General features: G+C 65.1%; 26 protein-coding genes and 1 pseudogene. 13 read left to right on the top strand and 14 right to left on the bottom strand.

Annotated features, from left to right (window positions below; all coding sequences use genetic code 11):
• Positions 1-5: 5 nt before the first annotated feature.
• Both CSZ94_RS04670 and CSZ94_RS04665 read right to left on the bottom strand, forming a co-directional pair.
• Complete coding sequence (locus tag CSZ94_RS04670; RefSeq protein WP_146009739.1) at positions 6-581, bottom strand: RNA polymerase sigma factor; 576 nt, start codon at positions 579-581, stop codon at positions 6-8.
• Positions 578-1,315 (bottom strand): STN domain-containing protein, encoded by a 738-nt coding sequence (locus CSZ94_RS04665; protein ID WP_102120449.1) that lies wholly within the window; start codon positions 1,313-1,315, stop codon positions 578-580. Before CSZ94_RS04665 ends, CSZ94_RS04670 begins: the two co-directional genes overlap by 4 nt.
• A 209-nt stretch (positions 1,316-1,524) precedes the next feature.
• Here CSZ94_RS04665 and CSZ94_RS04660 point away from each other — a divergent pair, with 209 nt between their 5' ends.
• Genes CSZ94_RS04660 through CSZ94_RS04650 form a run of 3 tightly spaced genes read left to right on the top strand, consistent with a single transcriptional unit; the run spans position 1,525 to position 4,384 of the window.
• The gene (locus tag CSZ94_RS04660; protein WP_102120448.1) at positions 1,525-2,541 is read left to right on the top strand and encodes a M14 family zinc carboxypeptidase; all 1,017 of its coding nucleotides are present in this window, start codon (positions 1,525-1,527) and stop codon (positions 2,539-2,541) included.
• Positions 2,538-3,344, top strand: coding sequence for an alpha/beta fold hydrolase (locus tag CSZ94_RS04655; protein ID WP_102120447.1), 807 nt, complete (start codon positions 2,538-2,540; stop codon positions 3,342-3,344). The genes CSZ94_RS04660 and CSZ94_RS04655 overlap by 4 nt, the downstream gene beginning before the upstream one ends.
• Complete coding sequence (locus CSZ94_RS04650) at positions 3,335-4,384, top strand: serine hydrolase domain-containing protein (RefSeq protein WP_102120446.1); 1,050 nt, start codon at positions 3,335-3,337, stop codon at positions 4,382-4,384. Before CSZ94_RS04655 ends, CSZ94_RS04650 begins: the two co-directional genes overlap by 10 nt.
• Positions 4,385-4,387: 3 nt before the next feature.
• Here the strand turns inward: CSZ94_RS04650 and CSZ94_RS04645 are convergent, their stop codons facing one another.
• Together CSZ94_RS04645 and CSZ94_RS04640 are read right to left on the bottom strand one after the other, a co-directional pair.
• Entirely contained in the window at positions 4,388-5,518 is a 1,131-nt protein-coding gene (locus tag CSZ94_RS04645; protein WP_258000769.1) for a YbfB/YjiJ family MFS transporter, read from the bottom strand.
• Positions 5,515-6,390: a LysR substrate-binding domain-containing protein gene (locus tag CSZ94_RS04640; protein ID WP_102120500.1), complete on the bottom strand. Its 876-nt coding sequence runs from the start codon at positions 6,388-6,390 to the stop codon at positions 5,515-5,517. Before CSZ94_RS04640 ends, CSZ94_RS04645 begins: the two co-directional genes overlap by 4 nt.
• A 98-nt stretch (positions 6,391-6,488) precedes the next feature.
• On the opposite strand from CSZ94_RS04640, the gene CSZ94_RS04635 reads away from it, so the two are divergent.
• Positions 6,489-7,550 carry an NAD(P)H-dependent flavin oxidoreductase gene (locus CSZ94_RS04635; protein WP_102120445.1) on the top strand — a complete coding sequence of 354 codons (1,062 nt, stop codon included), beginning with the start codon at positions 6,489-6,491 and terminating at the stop codon, positions 7,548-7,550.
• A gap of 26 nt (positions 7,551-7,576) precedes the next feature.
• On the opposite strand, the gene CSZ94_RS04630 is transcribed toward CSZ94_RS04635, so the two are convergent.
• The 3 genes from CSZ94_RS04630 to CSZ94_RS04620 all read right to left on the bottom strand — a co-directional run bounded on the left by CSZ94_RS04630 (position 7,577) and on the right by CSZ94_RS04620 (position 9,818).
• Complete coding sequence (locus CSZ94_RS04630; protein WP_102120444.1) at positions 7,577-8,563, bottom strand: saccharopine dehydrogenase family protein; 987 nt, start codon at positions 8,561-8,563, stop codon at positions 7,577-7,579.
• 11 nt (positions 8,564-8,574) lie between these two features.
• Positions 8,575-8,988 carry a VOC family protein gene (locus CSZ94_RS04625; protein ID WP_102120443.1) on the bottom strand — a complete coding sequence of 138 codons (414 nt, stop codon included), beginning with the start codon at positions 8,986-8,988 and terminating at the stop codon, positions 8,575-8,577.
• Between the two features lie 86 nt (positions 8,989-9,074).
• On the bottom strand, positions 9,075-9,818 hold the full coding sequence (locus CSZ94_RS04620) for an SDR family NAD(P)-dependent oxidoreductase (protein ID WP_102120442.1): 744 nt from the start codon (positions 9,816-9,818) through the stop codon (positions 9,075-9,077).
• Between the two features lie 135 nt (positions 9,819-9,953).
• Between CSZ94_RS04620 and CSZ94_RS04615 the strand changes: the two genes are divergently transcribed.
• From CSZ94_RS04615 to CSZ94_RS04610, 3 genes are all read left to right on the top strand, one after another.
• Positions 9,954-10,604, top strand: coding sequence for an AraC family transcriptional regulator (locus tag CSZ94_RS04615; protein WP_258000768.1), 651 nt, complete (start codon positions 9,954-9,956; stop codon positions 10,602-10,604).
• A complete protein-coding gene (locus tag CSZ94_RS28450; protein ID WP_258000767.1) occupies positions 10,568-10,849 on the top strand; it encodes a helix-turn-helix transcriptional regulator in 282 nt (93 codons plus the stop codon). Before CSZ94_RS04615 ends, CSZ94_RS28450 begins: the two co-directional genes overlap by 37 nt.
• Positions 10,850-10,949: 100 nt before the next feature.
• Positions 10,950-11,303: a YybH family protein gene (locus CSZ94_RS04610; protein WP_102120441.1), complete on the top strand. Its 354-nt coding sequence runs from the start codon at positions 10,950-10,952 to the stop codon at positions 11,301-11,303.
• Between the two features lie 582 nt (positions 11,304-11,885).
• On the opposite strand, the gene CSZ94_RS04605 is transcribed toward CSZ94_RS04610, so the two are convergent.
• The 3 genes from CSZ94_RS04605 to CSZ94_RS04595 form a co-directional block, all read right to left on the bottom strand.
• Positions 11,886-12,398: a DUF1579 domain-containing protein gene (locus tag CSZ94_RS04605; protein ID WP_102120440.1), complete on the bottom strand. Its 513-nt coding sequence runs from the start codon at positions 12,396-12,398 to the stop codon at positions 11,886-11,888.
• 175 nt (positions 12,399-12,573) lie between these two features.
• On the bottom strand, positions 12,574-13,377 hold the full coding sequence (locus CSZ94_RS04600) for a hypothetical protein (RefSeq protein ID WP_102120439.1): 804 nt from the start codon (positions 13,375-13,377) through the stop codon (positions 12,574-12,576).
• A gap of 47 nt (positions 13,378-13,424) precedes the next feature.
• A complete protein-coding gene (locus tag CSZ94_RS04595; RefSeq protein WP_258000766.1) occupies positions 13,425-14,960 on the bottom strand; it encodes an MFS transporter in 1,536 nt (511 codons plus the stop codon).
• A gap of 117 nt (positions 14,961-15,077) precedes the next feature.
• Here CSZ94_RS04595 and CSZ94_RS04590 point away from each other — a divergent pair, with 117 nt between their 5' ends.
• Both CSZ94_RS04590 and gstA read left to right on the top strand, forming a co-directional pair.
• Positions 15,078-15,938, top strand: a complete 861-nt coding sequence (locus CSZ94_RS04590) for a LysR substrate-binding domain-containing protein (RefSeq protein ID WP_102120498.1) — start codon at positions 15,078-15,080, stop codon at positions 15,936-15,938.
• Positions 15,939-16,135: 197 nt separating this feature from the next.
• A complete protein-coding gene (gene gstA, locus CSZ94_RS04585; protein WP_102120438.1) occupies positions 16,136-16,750 on the top strand; it encodes a glutathione transferase GstA in 615 nt (204 codons plus the stop codon).
• Between the two features lie 80 nt (positions 16,751-16,830).
• On the opposite strand, the gene CSZ94_RS04580 is transcribed toward gstA, so the two are convergent.
• A complete protein-coding gene (locus CSZ94_RS04580) occupies positions 16,831-18,489 on the bottom strand; it encodes a SulP family inorganic anion transporter (protein ID WP_102120437.1) in 1,659 nt (552 codons plus the stop codon).
• Between the two features lie 175 nt (positions 18,490-18,664).
• Here CSZ94_RS04580 and CSZ94_RS04575 point away from each other — a divergent pair, with 175 nt between their 5' ends.
• The 4 genes from CSZ94_RS04575 (at position 18,665) to CSZ94_RS04560 (ending at position 22,125) form a co-directional block, all read left to right on the top strand.
• On the top strand, positions 18,665-19,762 hold the full coding sequence (locus tag CSZ94_RS04575; RefSeq protein WP_102120436.1) for an acyl-CoA dehydrogenase: 1,098 nt from the start codon (positions 18,665-18,667) through the stop codon (positions 19,760-19,762).
• An 88-nt stretch (positions 19,763-19,850) separates the two neighbouring features.
• A complete protein-coding gene (locus CSZ94_RS04570) occupies positions 19,851-20,684 on the top strand; it encodes an HDOD domain-containing protein (RefSeq protein WP_258000765.1) in 834 nt (277 codons plus the stop codon).
• Between the two features lie 92 nt (positions 20,685-20,776).
• Entirely contained in the window at positions 20,777-21,208 is a 432-nt protein-coding gene (locus CSZ94_RS04565; protein ID WP_102120435.1) for a hypothetical protein, read from the top strand.
• On the top strand, positions 21,205-22,125 hold the full coding sequence (locus CSZ94_RS04560) for a DUF2145 domain-containing protein (RefSeq protein WP_102120434.1): 921 nt from the start codon (positions 21,205-21,207) through the stop codon (positions 22,123-22,125). The genes CSZ94_RS04565 and CSZ94_RS04560 overlap by 4 nt, the downstream gene beginning before the upstream one ends.
• A gap of 17 nt (positions 22,126-22,142) precedes the next feature.
• Here the strand turns inward: CSZ94_RS04560 and CSZ94_RS28445 are convergent.
• The 3 genes and pseudogenes from CSZ94_RS28445 to CSZ94_RS04550 form a co-directional block, all read right to left on the bottom strand.
• Positions 22,143-22,385, bottom strand: a pseudogene (locus CSZ94_RS28445) (flavin reductase); the annotation flags it as partial.
• Positions 22,321-22,539, bottom strand: coding sequence for a hypothetical protein (locus CSZ94_RS27915; RefSeq protein WP_180977368.1), 219 nt, complete (start codon positions 22,537-22,539; stop codon positions 22,321-22,323). The gene CSZ94_RS27915 and the pseudogene CSZ94_RS28445, both read right to left, overlap by 65 nt.
• Before the next feature lie 47 nt (positions 22,540-22,586).
• Entirely contained in the window at positions 22,587-23,216 is a 630-nt protein-coding gene (locus CSZ94_RS04550) for an NAD-dependent dehydratase (RefSeq protein ID WP_102120496.1), read from the bottom strand.
• Positions 23,217-23,221 lie beyond the last annotated feature (5 nt).

Raw genomic sequence — 23,221 nt, 5'->3', positions numbered from 1 at the left:
ATTCATCAATATTTACGGCGGCCCGACACATCGCTGCGCTGGGCGGCATCGGCATCGGCCATGCACGTTTTACAGTGTCGCATGGCGGCCTGCAATTCTTTCTTGACCATCGCCACGGAAATACCGAAGCGCTCGGCGATTTCCGCGTTGAGCATGCCGTCGATGCGCGCCGCCGTCAGGATGGCGCGGCGGCGCGGCGACAGGCCCGCCAGGGCCACTTCGAGCGCCTGCACGTCGAGCCGCGCCGAGACGATGCGCGCGGGATCGCTGATGTCGTCGCCGGCCTCGTCGGCCATGTGCATCAGTTCTTCGCGTTCGCGCTCGGTGACGATGATGCGGTCGCGGCGGTAGGCATCGGTGGCGATATTGGCCGCCATGCGCAGCAGATAGGCGTCGGGATTGTGGACGGGCGCGGCGGCGGGGCCAGGCGCCACCATCGCTTCGAGGCGCAGCCAGGTTTCCTGCAGCGCATCGGCCGCATGGTGCTTGCAGCCGACCACCCGTTCGAGGCGCCAGCGCAGCACCGCGTAGCGCGAGCTGAGGTGGCGTTTGAGCTTGGTGCGCAGGTCGGGCATGCTCATGGCGCGAACCTTGCCGGCGCGCCAGCGGCGCAATCGACTTCGCTGCCTGGGCCTTGCGGCAGCAGCAGGATGGAGACGGGCTGCGGCATCGAAGGCAGGGGCGGCGCGCCCACGCGCATGCCCAGCACCACCCGCGCGATGGCCGTGTCGCGCGCGCGCAGTCCCGTGCTGTCGAGCAGGTGCACGCGCTCCACCACGCCGGCGCGGTTCAGATACAGCTGCAGGGCCAGGCGGTAGCCACCCGGGCGCGTCTGCGCCGCACGGCACAGCTGCCCCAGCAGCACATGCTGCAGCCGGCTCACATAGGCCGCATGGTCGATGCCGCCCTGCAGGGCGCCGGGGATGTCGACGGCGGCCACGACGGCGGCCTGAGGCAAGTCCGCTGCGCCTGAGAAGCCTGCCGGAGCATACACGATGACGGCTTGCGCGTCGGACAGGCGCGATTGCAGGCCCGTGCCCTCCAGCAAGACTTGCAGGGCCGCGCCCGCTGCATACGCGCCGCGTACGGCGGCCGACTGGCGCTGCGCGTAGCGCTGGTCCATCAACACGGCAATGCCCGTGCGGCGGCTGTACAGGTCGAGCGCATCGCCGAGGTTTTGCACGGCAATATCGAACTGCAGCACGCGGCCTTCTGCCGCTTGCGACCGCACGGGCCCCACCGCGGTCAGGAAACCCAGCAGTACCAGGTATCCCGCCAGCGCAAGCACATGGACGGATGCCGGGCTGCCTGTCATATCGCTATCGTGTCGCTATCGTGTGAGGGTGGAACTGCATGGTAACGGGGCATTGCCAAGAAACAATTCTTGCGTCAACTGCAATAGCCTACACACAAAAAATGACGGCTTCGTGACATGGCCAGCGTGCGCAAATTTCGCCATGCGGGACGTCTGCTGCGGCAGTTATTTCGGCTACACTGGCTGCTACTTTCCCATTCAGACGCCTGATGATCGAAAAGAATCTGCCCGAGCTGGTCATGCTGAAGCGCCTCATCGACGAGGGCGGCAGCCACCTGGAAGTGACCGCACCCTGCCGCATTGCCATGGATGGGCGCGAATTTCCCGTGTACACGATTGCCCTCGGCAATCCCGGCCCCGACGTGCCCGTGCTGGGCTTTTTCGGCGGCATCCACGGCCTCGAACGCATCGGCACGCAAGTGCTTTTGTCCTTCCTGGAAAGCCTGATCGCCCGCCTGCGCTGGGATGCCACCCTGCACCAGCAGCTGGAAAGCATGCGCCTGGTGTTCATGCCGCTGGTCAATCCGGGCGGCATGTGGCAAGCCACGCGCTGCAATCCGCAGGGCGTGGACCTGATGCGCAATGCGCCGCTGAGCGCGCGCGAAAAAGTGCCGTTCATGCTGGGTGGACAACGCTACAGTGCCCGCCTGCCCTGGTACCGCGGCGCGCCAGACGCGGCGATGGAAGTGGAAAGCCAGGCCGTGTGCGACCTCGTCGAGCGCGAGCTGCTGTCGCGCCAGTTCAGCATCGCCCTCGATTGCCATTCCGGTTTCGGCTTGCGCGACCGCATCTGGTTTCCCCATGCACATACCAAGGTGCCGATAGAGCACCTGGCCGAGATCGGCGCGCTGGACGAACTGTTCAGCCAGAGCTACCCCAATCACAACTATGTGTTCGAGCCGCAAAGCCGGCAATACCGCACGCATGGCGACCTGTGGGACTATCTGTACCTGAACGGCACCAGTTACAGCGGGCGCGTGTTCCTGCCGCTGACCCTGGAAATGGGCTCTTGGCTGTGGGTCAAGAAAAACCCGCGCCAGTTGTTCAACCGGGTCAGCATCTTCAACCCCACGGCTGCGCACCGCTTGCAACGCGTGCTGCGGCGCCACCTGGTGTGGTTCGATTTCCTCATGCGCGCCGCCAGCAGCCACGGCCGCTGGATGCCGGAAGGCTTGCTGCGCAAGGCGCAGCGCCGGCGCGCCCTGGCGCAATGGTATGAATCATGAGCGGATCACCCACCTGGGTCCTGCTGCGCGGCCTGATGCGCGAACAGCGCCACTGGGGAAGCTTTCCCGCCAGCCTGGCGCGCGCCCTGCCCGGCGCCAACATCGTCACGCCCGACTTGCCCGGCAATGGCACGCGCCACGCGCAGGACAGCGCCACCCGCGTGGCCGCCATGGTGGAAGGTTGTCGCGCTGACTTGCTGGCGCGCGGCATCGCCCCGCCCTACCGCCTGCTGGCCCTGTCGCTGGGCGGCATGGTGGCCGTGGAATGGGCCAGTCGCTACCCGCAGGAAATCGCCCGCTGCGTGCTGCTCAATACCAGCATGCGGCCATTCAATCCGTTTTACCGGCGCCTGCGTTGGCAAAACTACGGCGCCCTGCTGCGCCAGCTGCTGCTGGGCGATGCACGCAGCCAGGAAGCGCTGATCTTGCGCCTGACCAGCCGCCGGCATGCTGTCGGCAACCCCACGCTATTGGCCGACTGGTGGGCATATCAGCAAGAATATCCCGTCAGCCGCCGTAATGCGCTGCGCCAGTTGCTGTCGGCCGCCCGCTACCGCGCGCCTGACAGCCGCCCCGCCATGCCCGTGCTGGTGATGGCCGGCGCACAAGATCAATTGGTGGACCACCGCTGCTCGCAGCGCCTGGCGCGCGCCTGGCAGGCCGACTGCCTGATCCACCGCGATGCGGGCCACGACTTGCCACTGGACGAGGGGGAGTGGGTGGCGCAATCGGTGGCGCGCTGGCTGGGGGTGGCAGCGGCGGAACATGAGCAGACCTACACGACACAGTCACTATGCCAATAGACAACCTTACAGACAGACTGACAGCGCTGGTAGAAGTAGGCGTGCACGAGCACATTTTTCCGGGCGCGGCCTGGGCCGTGGGCACCCTTGACCATAGCGTAGCGGGCGCTGCCGGGCGGCTCACGCCCGAGCCCGCCAGTGCGGCGATGCAGGTCGACACCATGTTCGATATCGCGTCGCTGACCAAGATCATCAGCGTCTGGTCGCTGACGGGCTGGCTGGTGCGCCACAACCGCCTGGGCCTGCACAGCCGGCTGGCCGACGTGCTGCCCGGCACACACGGTTATGCGCTGGCACCCGTCACCATTTTTCAGCTGCTCACCCATACGGCCGGCTTGCCGCTGCGCGCCCGCCTGCGCGCCAGTTATGGCGTGGTGTACGACGATATCGTGCGCGGCGTGCTGCGCGAGCCGCTGGAAGGCAAGCCGGGACAGGCCGTGGAATACACGGACCGCGCAGCCCTGATCCTCGGCCTGATCATCGAGCGGCTGCTGGGCATGCCACTGGAGCAGGCCCTTGCAGCATATGTCCTGCGCCCGCTGGGCATGGACGCCACGGGCTATGGTCCGCTGCCAGCAGCGCACGGCAGACAAGTCGCGCCGACCGAATACTGCGAGCAGGCGGGCAGCCATCTGTGTGGCGTGACGCATGATTTTTCGACGCGGCTGCTGGACGGCGTGTGCGGCATCTCGGGGCTGTTTTCAAACGTGCCCGACCTGCAGCGCTTCCTGCGGGCGACGCTGGCGCCATCAGCCACGCAGCACGGCGAGGTGTTCAACGCCGACTGGGTGCGCGCCTCGCTGACGGTGCAGACGGGCGCCCTGACGCCCTCGCGCGGCCTGTTCTGGCACCCGGCCGCAGGCACGCTACCGGAAGACGACGTCTGGTGCCACCTGGGTTTCACCGGCACGGCCATCTGGCTCAGCCCCCGGCGCGGCCGCTATGCGGTGCTGCTGACCAACAAGCTGTACTACACGCGCGATTCCGCCAGGGTCAACGCGCTGCGGCGCGGCTTCATGCGCTGCGCCTTCGGTCTGTGAGTGTTACAAGCGCAAACTCACAACGAGCGCCAGCAGCAGCGCGCCGGCCGCCGCCAAAAGTGCGTTGTTGAAACTGTGGGACTGCGCATACAGGCTGCCGGCCAGCACCGGGCCGATGATCTGGCCCACGCCATACACCAGCGTCATGATGGCCATCATGTTGGCCCCTGCCTTGACGGCTGCCCGCTGCGCGGCCGGCATGGCGATGGTCACCGTGCCGACAAACGTGCCGCCGACGAGGATGGCGCTGAGCAAATAGCCGATGGCCGAGGGCGCCAGCACGGGCAGCGCCACACCCAGCGCCTGCAGCAGCAAATTGAGCCTGAGTGCCTGGCGCGTGCCCAGGCGCTCGTGCAGCCGGTGCCACAGGAAACACGAAGGCGCCGCGCCCAGGCCGAAGACGGCCCACACGTGGGCGGCGTTCAGGCCGGGCAAGGCCGTGCCCACCAGCACGGGCAAATACGTTGCCGTGACGATGTAACCGAATCCCGCCAGTCCGTAGAGCAGCACCAGCGGCACGGGCGCCACGGGCGCCAAAGTCGATGCAGCGGCTTGTGGCGGAACAGCCAGGGTCGCCTGGCCGCTGGCGGCAATGGCTGGCGCGGCCGCCAGCCCCGCCAGCACGCTGACGCCGGCCAGCAGCAACCACATGCCGGCGCTGTGCCAGCCCAGCTGCGCTGCCAGCACCAGCAATTCGGCCGACACGGCGATACCGACGCCCACGCCCGCGTACAGCAGCGGCGCGCCGCGCGCATGCCGGCGCTGTTGCAGCAGCCACAATGACGCTGCCACCATGGCCAGCGCGCTGAAGACGCCCGCCACGCCCCGCACCGCCACGATGAGCCAGACCGGCATAGTCAAGGCCAGCACGCCCAAGCACAGCGCCGTGCCGGCCACCGACCATAAGCACAGCCGGTGCGCGCTGTGGGCCCGCGCGCGCATGGCCAGGATGGCGCCCAGCAAATAACCGGCATAGTTGGCCGAGGCCGCCAGGCTGGCGTCATTCAACTTGAGTACGCCTTCCGCGAGCATATGCGGGTAGATGGCCGTGAAAGCGAAGCGACCGAATCCCATGCCGATAGCGAGGATGGCCGCTGCCGCGATGGCCGCGCGCAGCCTGGAAGACGCGCTCACAGCGCCGCCTCGCCAAGCTGCGCCAGCAAATGTTGAAAGGCGGGCACGTCGAATCCCGCGCGCCACACCAGCACGGTGTCGGCTTGCCCGGCGGACAGCGTTTTCAAGGTAGCAGGCGCATCGGACAGCGCCAGCACGCTGGCCGGCAGCAAGGTTACGCAGGCACCGGCCGCCACGCAAGCGATCATGGTGTGATACGAACTCATTTCCTGCACGCTCCACTGCGTGCTGCCGGCCACGCCCAGCAAATCTTCGGCGATGCCGCGGTAGGTGCAGCCCTGCGGAAACGCCGCCAGCGAGCGCGTGCGCACATCTGCGGCGCAACGCGCCTGCGCTTCGCTGGCCGGCAACAACAGACACAGTTCCTCGCGCCACACGGCTGTCGACGCCAGGCCCAGCTCCGCCAGTGCGGCGGCGCCGCCGAACCCTGGCGGCAAGGCAACAAAAGCGCAGTCGAGTAAACCCGTGCGCACCTGCTCGATCAGGGGGCGCGATGGCCCCGTGCTCAGCGCCAGCTGCGTCGCCGGATAGCGGGCGTGATACGCGGCCAGCAAGGCCGGCAAGCGGCTGGCCGCCGTGCTTTCCATGCTGCCGACGCGCAAGGTGCCTCCCTCGCGCCCGCCCGTGACGACATGCCTGGCCTCTTCCGCCAGCGCCAGCAGGCGCTGCGCATACTCGAGAAAGCGCTCGCCTGCCGCCGTCAGGGCCATGCGCTTGTTCGTGCGCACGAACAATTGCGCGCCAATATCGGCTTCCAGCTGCTGGATGCGCGTGGTGACGCTGGACGGCGCGCGGCCCAGCCTGGCTGCGGCCTGGGTGACGCTCAGTTCACTGGCCACGGCACAAAAAATCGTCAATGACTCCATGTCCATCATGTTCTTTCATTCGAAATGGTTGTGCTATTATATTCTCAAAATACGAATACGAATATGCGTACGACACAGCATCCTCAACGTCATGAAGGAACATCATGAGCTCGTCACAGCGCTTCCTCGACCGCCTCGGTCTGCAATTGCCCATCATCCAGGCGCCGATGGCGGGCGTTTCTACGCCCAACTTGGCCGCCGCCGTCTCGAATGCGGGCGGCCTGGGCTCGCTGGCCATCGGCGCCGGCAGCGTGGCGCAGGCGCGCCAGATGATAGAAGACACGCGCGCCCTGACGGACGGCCCCTTCAATGTGAATGTGTTTTGCCATGCCCCTGCGGCAAGGGATGCGGGGCGCGAGGCTGCATGGCTGGCCCATCTGGCGCCCCTGTTTGCGGAGCTGGGTGCGGCCGTGCCGGCAGAACTGGAAGAAATCTACCGGACGTTTCTCGGCGATGAGGCGGTATTCGAGCTGCTGCTGGAACAGCGCCCCGCCGTCGTCAGTTTTCATTTCGGCTTGCCGACGCAGCAGCAGATTGCCGCCCTGCGCCAGGCCGGCATCTATACCTTGGCCACGGCCACCAGCGTGCGCGAGGCGGCCCTGATCGAACAGGCAGGGGTCGACGCCATCGTGGCCCAGGGTGTGGAAGCGGGCGGGCATCGCGGCGTCTTCGATCCGCAAGCGCAGGATGAACGCCACAGCACCAGCGTGCTGCTGCGCCTGCTGACGGGCCGCACTACCCTGCCCCTGATCGCCGCCGGCGGCATCATGGATGGACAAGGCATCCGCGCCGCGCTGGACCTGGGCGCCGTAGCCACCCAGCTGGGCACGGCGTTCGTGCTGTGCCCGGAATCATCGGCCAACGCCAGCTACCGCGCCAACCTCAAGAGCGAGCGGGCGACAGCCACCCGCCTGACCAGCGTGCTCTCGGGCCGCCTGGCGCGCGGCATGCTGAACCGCCTGATCGAACATGGCGAAGCGCCAGGCAGCCCGCCACCGGCCGCCTATCCCGTCGCCTACGATGTCGCAAAACAATTGAACGCGGCAGCTAGCCAGCACGGCGACAGCGAATTCGCCGCGCAATGGGCCGGCCAGGGCGCGCCGCTGGCGCGGGAAATGGACGCGGCGCAGCTGGTGTTGACCTTGGCAAACGAAATGGCTGCTTGATGTCAGGATGCCGCTGACATGCTACGTCAAGCCATGTCAACAATGCGGGTGTCTGCACTCGAGACGGCAAAACTGGCGCCAAACACGGTGGCCGGAGTCTGGAAACCGGGGTTGAATTGACCTGCCGCCACCAGACGCAGCGCTTCGACGGCAGCCAGCGGCGTGTATGAATAACCGTTGACGGTTTCAATACGCGCGCGCACCACGGCGCCATCAATGCCTGTTACTTCAGCGACTGCACAGGCGCGGTTGGCAGCGCGTTCGTCCAGCGACGGACCTTCAGGCATGGCAGCGACGCCTTCCGGCATGACGTTCTCTTTTATGTTGACGAACATGGCGATATTCGGAATCCCTGTCGACTTCCATGCAGTGACCAGGTCGCCGAATGACAGAGGCACGCTATCAACCAGGCCGGCACCAAAGTCGAAACGCGCCGGCGCAGCATCGAGCTTGGCCACGATAGTGCCTTCGGCCCGCACCAGCAATCCGACTCCGAGGATCTCGCCCACACTGCTGGTCGAACCGCGCGACATTGAATTGGCAATCTGGAGCGCAATGCGCAGGCTCTGGGGTTGATCGACTTTGGCGGCAAGGTACATAGCCAGGCAATCGCTCGGCACCACGTCCCAGCCTACACCGGGCAGTAACATGACGCCGGCGGCAGCCGCGCGTTCGGAGCATGCTTCAGCCCAGGCATACACTTTGTATTCGGCAGTAATGTCGAGATAGTGGACGCCACAAGCGATGCAAGCTTCCATCAGTGGACGCGCAGTACTGGCGAACGGGACAGCGCAGTTCAGGACGGCCGTGACGCCGGCCAGGCTGGCAATGATGGTTTCTGGGTCATCGAGCGCAAAGATGCGGCATGGCACGCCCAGTTCGTCGGCCAGTGCAGTCACTTGCGGGCCATTGCGGCCGGCGATCTCGAAGGATAGATGCGTTACGCGGGCTTGCATGGCGACGAGTCTGCCGGTGTAGCCGGTGGCGCCATATATCAGGATGGTCTGGGACATGGGATAGCTTTCTATGTGGATGCTGGCTGCGTGTGCTGCCAGCTTTTGTAGACGACTTCGATGCTGTAGCCATCAAGGTCAAAAATATTCGCCGCGTAGTAGCGAGGGTCGTAGTGCAGGCGGGCACCGGGCGGGCCATTGTCCGTCGCGCCGGCCTGCAGCGAGGCTGCATAAAAGGCATCAACGGCGGCGGTGCTGTCGGCCACGAAGCCGATGTGAACGGCTCGCGCATCGGCGGCCCCGGCGCGCAGCCAGAAGTAGATGCGATTGTTGCTACCGAAGCCTTTCAGGTCGGGGTGGCCGGGTGGGCCGTCGGCCCCGTTGTAGTCATGGACGTGCATGATGCCGAGGGGCGCCAATGCGTGCTCGTAAAAGGCGATCGAGGCCGGGACATCGGCGACGCAGAGAAACAGGTGGTCCAGCATTGCGGCTCCTTGGCAGGTGTAGATCGTTTAATTTCCGTAAAAGTCATCTGGCTCCAGCACTGGTTAAGTGTGCACCTTTTGTTCGCTTAAATAATGTATCCGCCGCCGACTTCGACGGTTTGTGCGTTGACCCAGCCAGTGACAGGTGAGAGCAGCGTGGCGATGACACGTCCTACATCCTCCGGTTCACCGACGCGTCCAAGCGCTGTTTGCCCTGCCAGCAAGGCTTCGAATTCATCGTTCAGGCCGCCACCGAGTTCGGTGCGGATTGCACCTGGCGAGACCGCGTTGACACGGATGCCGCGTGCGCCGAACTCCTTGGCCATGTAACGCGAGAGGACTTCCAGGCCTCCCTTGAAGGCCGCATAGGGCGCTACGCCGGCAGTGGCCACACGGGTAGTCGCGCTGGTCAGGTTGACGATGGCCGCACCGCTTGCCAGCAGCGGCAGCAGCGCCTGGGTCAGAAAGAAAGGCCCCTTCAAGTGCACGTTCATCAAGCCGTCAAACTGCGCCTCGGTGACAAATTCGATTGGATTGAACAGGCCGTAGCCAGCGTTGTTGACGAGACCGTACAAGCTTGTGGTGTTCCAGGTGGTTTCCAGCGCCTGCATAACGGCTGCCTTGAAGGCGCCAAAGCTGTCAGCGTTACCGACATCAAGTGGCAGCGCAACGGCTTTGCCGCCAGCCGCTTCGATGGTCGCGACGACCCTGTCCGCTGCGGCGGCATTGGTGTTGTAAGTAAGGATGACGCCCATGCCGAGTTTGGCAACTTCGATGGCGGCTGCTGCGCCGATGCCGCGACTGCCGCCGGTGATGACGATGACATTCATGTGAAACTCCAGTGATTGAAAGTGAGGCGTTCACTGTACCGGCATTGCGGTTGGTGGACACATCCGATCCTGCCTGAAACCTGCCTGATTCTGCTTTGGCCTTGCACGACGTGCCGCGTTAGGGTCCAATGAGTCATGGACAATCAAATCAACGAGCAGATGGGCCGTTTGCGGATGCTTGCCGCCCAAAACAAGAATGGGCGCCTTGAGACAGGCATTCCACGCGTGGCGATGGTACAGGGCGCCATTCCCGAGCATGAACTGGCGACCGTGTACGAGCCGATGATCAACCTGATCCTGCAAGGCAGCAAGTCAATGACGGTCGGAGAACAGACGTTTGACTATGATCCGGCGACCTATTTCGTCATGTCGCTTGAGCTGCCGGCGGTAGGCGTCATCAGGTCTGATGCGGCCGGTGAACCTTACATGGCCGTGGCCTTGACACTGGTGCCGTCCATCCTGGCCGAACTGATAGCGGACCTGCCACCGGGCTGCGCCCAAAACCGTGGCAATGCCTTTTCAGTCGCAGCTGTCACGCCGGAACTGCTCGACGTCTGGACGCGCATGCTGGGCTTGATGGTCCGTCCCGACGATATCGCTGCGCTGGCGCCTGTTTACGAGCGCGAGATCCTGTATCGCGTGCTGCAGGGCCGCATGGCGCCATGTTGCGTGCAATCGCGGCGCCCGACAGCGCCATGGCGCGCCTGGCGGCGGCCATCGCATGGATACGGCGCGATTTCAATTTGCCGATGCGCGTTGAGGAATTGGCCGGCAATGCGGCGATGAGCGTGTCGGCGTTTCACCGTCATTTCAAGGCGGCGACGTCATTGAGCCCGGTGCAGTACCAGAAGCGCATTCGCCTGATGCACGCGCGCACGCTGATGGTGGCCAAGGGCAGCAGCGTGGCAGCGGCCGCGTACGATGTCGGCTACGAGAGTGCGACCCAGTTCAGCAGGGAATATGCGCGCCTGTTCGGGATGGCGCCGCGGCGCGACGCGGCGCGGATGCTGGCGCACACGCGCAATGCCTGATCAGCCATGCCCCTCCATGCCTGCGACCAGTACGGCGCATTGCTGACGTGTCAGTGCTAATTCTGATGAACGCACTTTCAAACGACTAATGGAGCCACAAATGAAACTTGTCCGAAATGCGACCAAGCTACGCAAGACCGCCGATGCTTTTATCGCCGCCACAAATGCTTATGACGTTGACGCGGTGTTGAAATTGTTCGCACGAGATGCCGTGATCGACGACCCCTCGACTGGGCATTGTTTCGATGGACATAGCGGGATTCGCAGCTATATCGAGCAGTTTTTCATTGCTTATCACACGGTGACGCGTTTCCTCTCGCTGGAAAATCTCAGCGTCGACCTGATACGGGTGCGGGTCGATTTTACCGGCGATTTTGGACACGAAATCGGTTTGCTGGATATGTCCGTGGCTACAGGGGGCCTGATCGTCCGCATAGATGCGAGTCTCGAATAAGCCCTGAGCATGTAGCAACAACAGCTGTTAGAAGGCGAAACTGTGCACAGTGCTGGCGACCGGTGCAGCTGCAGGCGGTAGGTCGACCACCGTGACTGCCATCAGCTGGTTGGGCAAAGTGACGCCGGCAAGCGCCTCGTCAGCGAAACGGATGCGCCAGCGAGCAACGTGCGCGCCACGGCGGCACGCTTGAACTCATCGCTGTGTTGGCGATACGGACCCCGTTTGGCCATGATTGGGACTGGTTGGATTATTGTGTCCATAAATAGATTTGTGGACACAATCAATTTGCGCCCCAAATTCAATCATGGCGACGCGCGGCGCTCAAGGGAAGACGGTGGTAGGCGGACGCTTACAAACAAAGCCTGCCCACTTATTGTCAACCTTCATGACATACGCTGAACACGTCGGGTTCACCCAAAAGCAGTCCAAATCGTCATAGCCGTATTAACCATGTTCGTCCAAATCTGTGCCGTCAAGCTCGGAAAAATCGTGCTGAGACAACTCCATCAAGTTTCTGACTATCTGGCGTTGTGTGAGCTCGGCGCGTCGAATTTCAATCTTCCTTTATTAAGGTTCGCGTTACGGCTGAATGGGTGCCATTTCCTGTGCGGCGCGCACGAAATCCATAGTCCAGTTCGTTTCCCATGTGCTTCCTTGGTCCTTGGAAAAAGCCTGATCCCAACGAGGATTTTCACCAGGTGTTGCAGTCCAGGTAAAGCGCACTTTTATTGCCTGGCCATCGAGTAGGTCATCTGCAAAAAATACGCCGATGTGATTGGAAAATTTTCCAACAACAGGGGCGTCAAGCGTCGTCGGCTTGCGTGCATCGAGCCACCAGATCGACCAGGTGTCGGATTTCATGCAAAACGAGCGCAGTGCAAGGGCACGGAAGCTGCCTTCCGGGAAGTAGAGAACGTTGTCCTCCAGGTTGCCAAAGCCACCCAGTGTCTTGACGGTCGAAGAGAGGCCGTCAAACTCTGTCCATTCCTTGCAATTGGTGAATCTGGAATTGAGCCGGCGATGTTTTACCAGCCAATCGCCGATGATGAAATCAAAATCTCGGGGGGCGTTTTTCTCGGCGGGCAAGTGCATAGACGGTTTCCTGAATTTAATTTAACGCGAAGCTCGTCCTGGCTTTTCATTGCCGACATTGGTCGAGAGCAGCCGAAGAGCATAGCAAATTGCCAGCAAGAAAAATACAACCATTGTCACATCCGTCAACATGTCCGCTGCTGGCCGCCTGCTGCCGCCATCTGCGAGCACTCCGCTACGGCAGCCGGTGCCGCAAAGTTGGCTCAATATTGCGCGCATGCAGCCAGCGCACGATGTCTTCCAGCGTGGCATCCTGCAACAGCAAGCCCGGCGCAGTGGCGGACGCAGCCACTGGCAATGCTTCGGCGACGGGAGCGGGCACGGCGACAGCCAGCCCCGCATGTCCCTGCAATTTCGCCAGCGCCTGCGCGAACTGGGCCGGGTTCATGCTGCGCAAGCTTTCCAGGAAGCCCAGCTGGGCGGCTGGCGGCGGCGCCATGTCCAGGCCCGGTTCGTCGACGAAGGCGGCGCCCATGCTGGGGTGGATGAAGGCGGCCCATTTGCCCGATGGCTGCAAACATGGCGGCAGCGCCACCTGCTCCACGTAAGCGGGCGGTGCTGCGGCGAGGATGTCGGTCGAGGCGGGTAAAAAGGTGGTGCGCAGCAACTGCACGAACTGGCGCGCCTGGGCGACTGGCACGGGCGTGGCCAGCGACAGCCACAGCTGGAACGCCGTACCCGAGATGCTGACGGCGGGCGCCGGCAAGTCCAGCTCATGTTGCACGGCATTGGCGATCGTGCATAGCGCGCTCCAGTGCGCTTCGCCGCCGCCCTTGCCGCCAAACTCCAGCACCAGCGCGCGCGCCAGGCCGCCATGGCTGGCATCGCTGACGAGCGGCACGGCCACCGTCTGCTCGCCCGACAGATGGCGCGCCAGCACGGCCGGCGTCAACGGCTGCGCGCCACCCTGCGCATCGACGTAATGCTGCTGTTCCTCGAACAGGTACAGGCGGGTGAGTTCGGAAATCAGTTTATGCATGGGTGGCCTCGTAATAACGTTAAGCAACACTTGCCAACGTGCCCAGATTATAGCCTCCCAGCCCCAAGCGCACCCTCCCGCCCGGCGCCAAACACCAGCCAGCTGACCACGGCGAACAGACAGGCGGCCACGCCGCCGTATAGCATCACGGCGCCAAAGCCTTGTGCCAGCGCAAGCTTGGCCACGCCGACCGGCAGCGCGCCGACGCCATTGCCTGCCGACAAGCCTTCCGCCATGGCGCGCAGCGCCGCCGCATCAATCCCGGCAGGCACATGCTGGCGCAAGGCGGACTGGACGGCTTCGACGAGGATAAAGCCCATCAGCGCGATATTGATCGACAGGCTGACCATGCGCACGCTGATGTCGATGCTGGAAGCCATGCCGGCCCGTTCGCCGGGCACGGCGCCCGTCGTCGTGTTGGTGACGGGCGTATTCGTCAAGCCCAGGCCCGTGCCCGCCAGCAGGCAGCCGGGCAAGATCGTCAGCCAGCTGGCAGTTTCAGCATGGCTGCCCCACAGCATCAGCAAAAAACCCAGGCCGATGGCCAGCAAGCCGGCAGGGATCACCGCATCGGCACGGTAGCGCAGCGCCAGCCGTTCGGCCAGGGGCGGCACGAGCAAGGTGGGCAAGGTGTAGGCCAGCAAGGTCAGGCCCGTGCCCAGGCTGCTGTAACCGAGACCATATTGCACGTACAGGGGCAGATAAATCATGAGCGGCCAGAAACTGCAGTTCATGCCCGCCGAACCGAGCAGCGCGCCCGAAAAACGGCGGATGCGGAACACGGAAAAGTCGATCATCGGTTCACGCTGGCGCCGCTCTATCATGACAAACAGCATCAGGCTGAGCAGCGCAACGGCCAGGATGGCCAGCGTGCGGGGATCATTGAAACCCAGCGCTGGCCCCTGCGTGAGGCACCACGCCAGGCTGAACACGGCCAGCGACAGGGTGGCGATGCCCGCCACGTCCAGCTTGCGCCGCTGCGAATCGCGCGACTCGCTCACGCCCAGCGCCACCAGCAACAGGGCCGCCAGCGCAAGCGGTCCGTGCACGAGAAATACCCATTGCCAGTTTGACAGCGCGACGATGGCCGCGCCGATGATGGGGCCGAAACCCAGGCCCAGGCCAAACACGATGCCCCAGGCGCCAAACGCCCGGCCCCGCGCGGCGCCAGTTGGAAACTGCTGCGACAGCACGGCCACCTGGCAAATCAGCATGGCACCACCGGCCGCGCCCTGCAGCGCGCGCGCAGCGATCAGCACGCCCGTGCTGCCGGCCCATCCGCATACGAGCGAACTGAGGCCGAACAGCGCCAGGCTGGCGAGCAGCAAGCGCTTGCGGCCATAGCGGTCGGCCAGCGTGCCCGTGGCCATCAGCACGGTGGTGCAAGCCAGTGTGTAGGCATTCATGATCCATTGCAAGTCCTTGAAGTCGCCATGCAGCACCGTTTCCAGGTTGGGCAGGATGACGGGCACGCTGGAAATTTCCAGGCCGAACATGAGTGATGCCAGGCAGACGGCGGCCAGGGTCAGGGTATTTTTTTGCGAAGTAGTCAGGTGCATCGAAGCCTTGATGTCGGTAGTCATGGAGCGCGCGTGGATACGGCGCACTGCGAGCCAGCATTCTAGAAAGCCTGGATTCATGAGGGAAATGATAAAATTTTGTACAATTCATTCATTTTCATCATGAATCACGGGAGCTTCATGGACTTCGATACCGCCCTGCTGCGCGCCTTTGTGGCCGTCCAGGACACGGGCGGCTTTACGCGCGCCGCCGAACGGTTGCACCTGAGTCAGTCCGCCATCAGCCACCAGATCCGCCGCCTGGAAGAGCAGGCGGGCGCCGCGCTGCTGATACGCACGACGCGCAGCCTGCGCCTGACGGAAGATGGCGAAGATTTCCTGCGCCACGCGCGGCAGATCCTGGCGGCCCAGGATGCGCTGTCGCGGCGCTTCCAGCGTTCCTCGATTGCGGGCGCCGTGCGCTTTGGCGTGCCGGAAAATTTCATGGGCGCGCGCCTGCCGGCCCTGCTGGCGCAGTTCGCACACCTGTTTCCCGCCGTGCGCCTGGATGTGACGGTGGGCACCTATCTTGACTTGCAGAAACTGGTCGCCGCCGATGCGCTGGACCTGGCCGTCGTCATGGCCCTGGCGGATGCGCAAGATGACGCGGCCGTGCTGCGCCGCACACGCTTCGTCTGGGCAGCCGCGCACGATTTCCGCCACGACGGCGCGCTGCCGCTGCCGCTGGCGTTTTCCCCGGCACCGTGCATGCACCGCCAGGTGGGCGTCACTGCCCTCGATGGCGCCGGCCTCGACTGGCGCGTGGCGTTCACCTCGCCCAGTCAGCAGGGCTTGCGCGCCGCCGTGCTGGCCGGGCTGGCGATCACGGCCTTGCCGCAAGGCGACCTGGAAGCGGGCATGGTGGTCATCGATGGCCAGCATGGCTTGCCCGCCCTGCCCGCCGCCCAGTTCCAGCTGCTCTGGCGCGCCGCCAGCAGCACGGCGGCGGCCGAAGCGTTCGGCCAATTGCTGCGCGAGTGGTCAGCCGCTGCGGCGGCATGACAGCACCAGCAGCAAGGGCAGCTTGATGAAAAATCTCACCCTCCACGACAGTCATCATGCCGGTCGTGCGGCTCCTGTGATCGCCACCCCCACCCTCGAATAACGCACTGACGCGCATAGTCACCACACGAACACGCGTTTACCGTGCGGCGATGCGGGTCTATAGTGCTTACTTTCCCACCTGTTCAAGGATCGCCATGAAACTCTTTTACTCGCCGGGCGCCTGCTCGCAGGCACCGCACATCATCCTGCGCGAAACGGGCACGCCATTCACCCTGGTGAAGGTCGACCTGGGCCAGCACCGGACGCCGGAAGGCGGCAATTACTATGAACTCAACCCGAAAGGCCAGGTGCCGCTGCTGGCGCTCGATGATGGAACGACCTTGAGCGAAGGCCCCGTCATTGCGCAGTACATCGCCGAACTGGCCGGCAGGCAAGATCTGCTGCCGCCGGTGGGCAACTTTGCCCGCTACAAGGTGCTGGAATGGCAGAACTACATCACATCCGAGCTGCACAAGTCGTTCAGTCCCCTGTTCGATCCCCGCTACGACGCCGCCACCAAGGCCTTGTTCATTGGGCAACTGGTCAAGAAATTCCAATGGGTGGACAGTCGCCTGCAAGGCCAGGCCTACCTGACGGGCGACACCTTCACCGTGGCCGACGCTTACCTGTTCGTCATCACGGGCTGGGCGCCGCGCGTGGGCGTGGACTTGTCCGCGCTGGCAAATGTGCAAGCCTTCCTGGGCAGAATGGCCCAGCGCGACAGCGTCAAGGCGGCGCTGGCAGCGGAAGGCCTGGCAAAATCCGCCTGACCTGCAGCAGTTGCGGTGCTCGCGCTTGTCATGCCGTCTCCCGGATGCAAGGCCTGGCCGCCTTCGTAGCGTAGTCGGCGCTACTTCGCAGGCGTAGCGTCGTCCAGCAGGCGCACGGCCTCGGCCACGCTCAATTCGCTGAGCAGCAGCACCGGCCCGGCCTGGACGGCCAGCATGTCGCGCAAGGCCAGCTGCAGCACCGTGTATGCTGGCTCCTTCAGCCGCGCCAGAGCCAGAGCCAGCCCCTGCTGACGCACGAACGCAGCAAAGTCGCGCAAGGCTTCCACGCTGCTGCCGTCGAGGTCGGGCGATTCTTCCAGACTGAGGATCACCTTGCGCAGCGGACCGGCCCGCTCTTCCAGCATGGCACGCGCCAGGTGCAGGCTGCGCTCGGCATTGACAAAGAACAAGGGTTCATCGAGGCGCAGTATCAGCAGGTCCGGCCGCGCCCGGGCATCGCGTTGCAGCGCCAGCTTGACGTAATCGTGGCTGTCGCCCAGCCGTCCCAGCACGGACATGCCCGGCCGCGACAGGCGGCGCAGCATCAGCAGCAGGCTGATGGCGATGGCCACCAGCAAGCCGTCAAGCACGCCGAACAGCAGCACGCCGGCAATTGCCGCCAGCACCAGCAGGCGGTCGCGGCGCCAGGCAAAATACGGTTGCAAGAAAACCGGGTTCAGCGTATGGCTGACAGCGTGGATGACCACGGCGGCCAGCACGGGCACCGGCATGAACGCCACCAGAGGCAGCAGGGTCAGCACGATGATACCCACCACGGCGGCGGCCACCAGGCCCGCCAGGCGCGAGGTGGCGCCGGCCGCCTCGTTGGCCGAGGTGGCCGAATAGCCGGCGCCTACGGGCATGGCTTGCAGCAAGCCTGCCAGCACGTTCGCCGCGCCCAGCGCCAGCAAATCGCGCTCGGGCGCCACGGCGTCACCATGCTTCAAGGCGAAACTGCGGATGGCACCATACGATTCGGCATACAGGATCAGCGCCAGGGCGAAGGCCAGTTCGGCCAGGCGCGTCCATTCCTCTTGGGTCAGGCGCGGCAGGACGGGCATGGCCAGGCTGACATCGATGGCGCCCACCAGGGCCACGCCGTGACCAGGCAAGTCCAGCCAGCGGCCCGCGCCTATGCCCAGCGCAATGACGATCAGCCCGGCGGGCCAGCGCTGCCGGCGCCGCAGCAGGAACAGCAACAGCAGCGCCGCCGCGCACAGGCCCGCGCCGCGCCCGTTCCACTGCCCTGCCCGCGCCAGCAAGCCAGGCACGAGATGGACGACGTCGCCGTCCGCCTGCACGCCCAGCACGCCAGGCAATTGCTTGAGGATGATGACGATGGCCAGGCCGAAGGAAAAGCCCCGCAATACCGGCTTGGCGATGAATTGCGTGACACTGCCCAGCCTGGCCACCCATGCCAGCAGGAAAAATCCTCCCGTCAACATCACCAGACCCGCCATCAGCATGAGGCGGTGACCCGCCGTGCCGCCCTGCATGGTAGCCATGGCCGCTGCCAGCACGGCGGCCGAGGACGACGTGGCCGACACAATGGCAAAGCGGCTCGTGCCCAGTGCGCCATAGCACAGCAAGCCCGCGAACAGCGCCACGATGCCCGCCTGGGGCGCCAGGTTGCCGATACTGGCATACGCCACCGCTTCCGGCAGCAGCAGGCCGGCGATCGACAGGCCGGCGCTGACATCTTGCCAGCGCTTCGTTTGCGTCGCAGCCGATGCGTTCATGGTGACGCTCCAGGTGGATGGCACATGCCGCCTCCATGATGCGGCAAAAACGCCTTCCCGGCCACCATTGCCGCCATGGGCGGCGCGCCGCACTGGCGCCCAGACAGGCGATCGCCGGCCCGGCCACGCCGCGCTGTGCGAAAATGCCCGCTTTTGCCATTGCCGGACTTTGCCCATGCCGCACGCTGCCCTTGAGACCCTTTCCGCACGCGACGCGCGCCGCATCGCGCGCCATGCGCCGGCGGCCGACGCCGCCCGCTTCCTGCATCCGGCCCAGCAAGCCTTGCTGCACCGGCGCGGCTGGCTGACGATGCTGGCGCCGCGCAGCGCGGGCGGCACGGAACTGCCCTTGCCGCAAGTGGTGCGCCTGGAAGAAGCCGTGGCCGCCGTCGACGGCAGCATGGGCTGGGTACTGACCTTGTGCGCGGGCGCGGGCTGGTTCGCGGGCTTTCTGGCGCCCGACATGGCGCGCGCCATCATCGGCACGCCCCGCGTCTGCCTGGGCGGCAGCGGCGCGGCCACCGGTTACGCGGAAGAAGAAGGCGACGGCTACCGCATCACGGGTAGCTGGGACTACGCCAGCGGCGCGCCCATGGCCACCCACTTCACCCTGAACGCCCGGCTGCAGCGCGATGGTCAACCCCTGCTCGATGCAGAAGGAAAGCCACGCATCCGCGCCTTCCTCGTACCCGCCGCGCTGGTGCAACTGCTGCCGTCATGGAACAGCATCGGCATGCGCGCCAGCGCCTCGCACAACTACCGCATCGAGGGCCAGTGGCTCAGCAAGGAACATGGTTTTACCATCAGTGCCGACACCGCGACGGCCAACGGCCCCCTGTACCGCTATCCGTTCCATTCACTCGCCTACGTGACCCTGGCCGCCAACGTGGCCGGCATGGCCAGCCATTTCATGGCGTTGGCCGAAGAATGCATGCACCACCGTCGCCATGCGCGCGCCGGCTTGCCGCTGCTGGACGTGCCGGAAGTGGCGACCATGTTGCAAGACAGGAAAGACGCCTACACTGCCGCCCGCGCGCATTTTTATGCCGTGCTGGACGACAGTTGGGCAACGGTGGCAGGCGGCGCGGTGCTGGACGACAACGCCATGCAGGCCGTGCAGGCCGCTTCGCTGGCCCTGGTCGCCGCCGCGCGCTCTGCCGTCGATGGCTTGTATCCGTACTGCGGCCTGTACGCGGCCCGCGAAGACAGCACCATCAACCGCGTGTGGCGCGATTTTCACACGGCCAGCCAGCATGCATTGCTGCTGCCCTGACAGGCGCATGGCTGAAAAGGCTGCCGGACGCCATGCCGGCCGGATTGCCTGATATTATGGGGTATTGCTACTTCTCGCACCCCTATCCATGCACGTCAACACGCTCAGCAGCCTGGCGCAACTTTTGGCCAGCGCCGAAACGCAAACCCTGGCCTTTCCCACCAGCATCAATACGGCCCTGCTCCTGCAAAAGGAACTGGCCAACCCCGATTGCCACTCGGCCGACATCAGCCGGCTGCTGCTGTGCGAGCCGACCTTGTCGGCGCGCGCCGTGGCGCTGGCCAATTCGGCCCTGTTCTCGCCCGGCCAGGCGCTCGCCATCACCAGCGTGCGCGCCGCCGTCGAGCGGCTGGGACACCGCAACCTGTATGCGCTGGCGACGGCGGCCGTCATCCGCCAACTGAACGCGGGTATCCGCGACGAAGCCTTGCGCGCCCGCGCCACCCAGCTGTGGGCGCACACCGTGCATGTGGCGGCGCTGTCGCATGCGCTGGCCGGCGCCGTCACGCACACGGATGCCGATACGGCCCTGTTCGCCGGCATCGTGCATGAAGTGGCCGGCTTTTATATGCTGGCCCAGGCCGACAAGACCCCAGGCCTGTACGCCCAGCTGGAAACGCAGATGGCGTCCACGCTGGAAGTGATCGGCCGCGCGCTGATGCGCCAGCTGGGCGTGCCGCAGCCGGTAGCCGATGCCGTCAATGCCTTGCCAGGCTCGACCATCATGCTGCCGCCCGAAGGCTTGCGCGACACCCTGCTGCTGGCCAAGGCGCTGGCGCCCGTCCCCTCGCCGCTGCCGCAAGCCAGCATCACCGTCAGCGCGCCGCTGCAAGCCTACCTTGAGCACGATCCCGTGCTGCAAGTGCTGCGCACGCAGCCGTCGGCCGAAGCGAAGGCCCTGATCGAGGTACTGCTCAGTTAAAGGCCGATCTGCTATCATGGCGCAGGCTGGGATGGACCCGGCCCGCTTTCATTGATGTCCACTGGAAAACTGCCTTGACTATCTCCTTACGCATGCTCGGCCTGGCCGCAGCACTGACCGTGGCGTGCAACGCCAACGCCGACAGCTTCGTTTCCTCGGCCTCCAGCGCCGGCTCCCAGTCGAGCGGCAGTATTTCCGATTCACTCAACGGTTCGAGCAACAGCTCCTCGCGCGACAACAAGGTGGCCAATGGCCCCTACCACATCATCGACGTGGCCGCCGTGCCGGATCGCGTCGGCATGACGCGCCTGACCATGCAGGCCGATGCCACGGCAACGCCGCTGGTGCTGGACTTGCCGCAAGCGGCCCTCGACAAGCAACAACTGGCGCAAGGCGACATGGTGCATGCGCAAAACCGCGCCTACGGCATCGAATTTTCGCGCAATGACACGCGCGCCGCCTTCTTCCTCGTGCTGGCCGACGACTGGTACGGCGAAATGGCCACGCGTCCCGTCAGCCTTTGATCCTGCGGCACCTGGCGCGCCTGCTGGCTGCCTGCGCCGCACTCACCCTGGCTGGCGCTGCCCAGGCAGGCGGCTCCCTCGCTTCCGCGCGCTTTTGCGACCGGGCGCAGGAGCTCACGGCCACGGAACAGGACCGGCTCTTGCGCTTTGCCGCCGTGGTGCGCGAAGAACTGGCCGCCAGCGAAGGCAGCGTGGCGCTGATCAGCCGTTCCGGCCTGGACCTGGCGCGCTTCGGCATCCGCTATTCGCATGCCGCGCTGGCCTGGCGCCACGACAACGACAGCGGCTGGTCCGCGCGCCAGCTGTACTACGCCTGCGACGAAGGCCGCCCGCGCATCTTCGACCAGGGCACGGCGGGTTTCGCCATGGGCACAGACAAGCCAGCGCTTGGCTATATCTCGCTGGTGAAACTGCCCGCGGAAAGCGTGCCACCGCTGCGCCGCGCCCTGCTCGACCCTGTGCGAGTACAGCAATTGCTGGCGGGCCGCTACAGCGCCAACGCGTATGCGTTCAGTTTGAAATACCAGAATTGCAATCAGTGGGTGGTGGAATTGCTGGCCGCCGCCTGGGGCGAGCTGGGAGCAGGCAGCGACTTGCGTGCGCGTGCCCAGGACTGGCTGCGCGCCGCGACCTATGCGCCCGCCGCCGTCGACGTGGGTGCGCGCTGGCTGATGCTCGGCTCGATTTTCCTACCCCTCGTGCACATGGACGACCACCCGCCGGAAGCCATCGGCACGCTGCAGCTGTCAGTGAGCTTGCCGGCCAGCCTGGAAGCGTTCGCGCGCCAGCGCCTGCCCGCCAGCGAGCGCGTGGAAATCTGCCACGACGGCAAGCAGGTGGTGGTGCACCGGGGCTGGGAAGCCATCGCCGACGGCTGCGTGCCCGGCGCAAACGACCGGGTCATCGCCCTCGACTGATCAGCTCTGCGCGTCACGCCGGCGATGTAATGCAGGCTGCGCCACGCTGGATCGGCCTGCTCAAAATGCCAGTGCCCGTCGCGGAGCACGCGCGTATCGGCCCAGGCGCCCACCACTTCGCCGATGAACAGGTCGTAGGCCGCCTGATTGACAAACGTGCCGCTCCCCTCGACCAGCGCGCGCGTGCGCGTGGCCTTATCCAGCACGACGCTCAGTTTCGGTGGCGCGAAATCGAAGGCGCAGGCTCAGGCGGCGGCCATCGCGTTCGATGAGCAGATACGGCTGCTTTGACTCTTCCAGCCAGGCGGCACAGCCCGCGCGCTCCGATGCATCAAAAAAGCGCGGCGTATTGCCGTCGAAGATGGCCAGGCAGGCCTCGCGGTCGCTGGCCTGATAAGATCGTACTGTCTGCATTATCTACACTTTCAGGCACGGGAACAAAAATCAGTCGGCTGCGCCCTTCACAGCAGGCGCTCCGAGGTCACAATATGCAGCCCTGGGGCACCGGCCAGCGCCGCTTCCAGCAAGGCGCTGGCGATGCGCGGTGCCGGATTGATGCGCCAGCGGTGCGGCAGCACGGGGCCCAGCACGCGCAAGAGGCGCAAGGCGGCGCCCTCGCCGGCCCGTGCCACGTCGCGCTCGCCGCCGATCAGGCCCGGCCGCACGTGCGTGAGCGATGCAAAGCCCAACGCTTGCAGATCGCGTTCCAGCTCGCCCTTGACGCGGTTGTAGAAGATACGCGACGCGGCGTTGGCGCCGGCGGCCGAATTGAGCGCATACGTGCGCGTGCCCGCCGCCAGCGCCAGGCGCGCCACGGCCAGCGGATAGTCATGGTCCACGCGCGAAAATACTTGCCGCGTGCCCGCCACCTTCATGGTCGTGCCCAGGGTACAAATGACGGCGTCGGCCTGCCACCACGGCGCGTCGGGCGGCAAGTGATCGAAGTCGATGAGGGGCGCCTGCAGTTTCGCATGGGGCGGCAAGGCCTTGCGCACCGGCGCCACCACCGTGCTGACGCGCGCGTCGGCGAGCGCCAGGCGCAGCACTTCGCGGCCCACCAGACCGGTGGCGCCCACAAGCAGTAATTTCATGGCTT

It is taken from the genome of Janthinobacterium sp. ROICE36 (assembly GCF_002869965.1).
Lineage (GTDB): Bacteria > Pseudomonadota > Gammaproteobacteria > Burkholderiales > Burkholderiaceae_D > Janthinobacterium.
The sequence above is the reverse complement of the archived record's forward strand: the minus strand, read 5'-3'. Positions and strand labels throughout refer to the sequence as shown.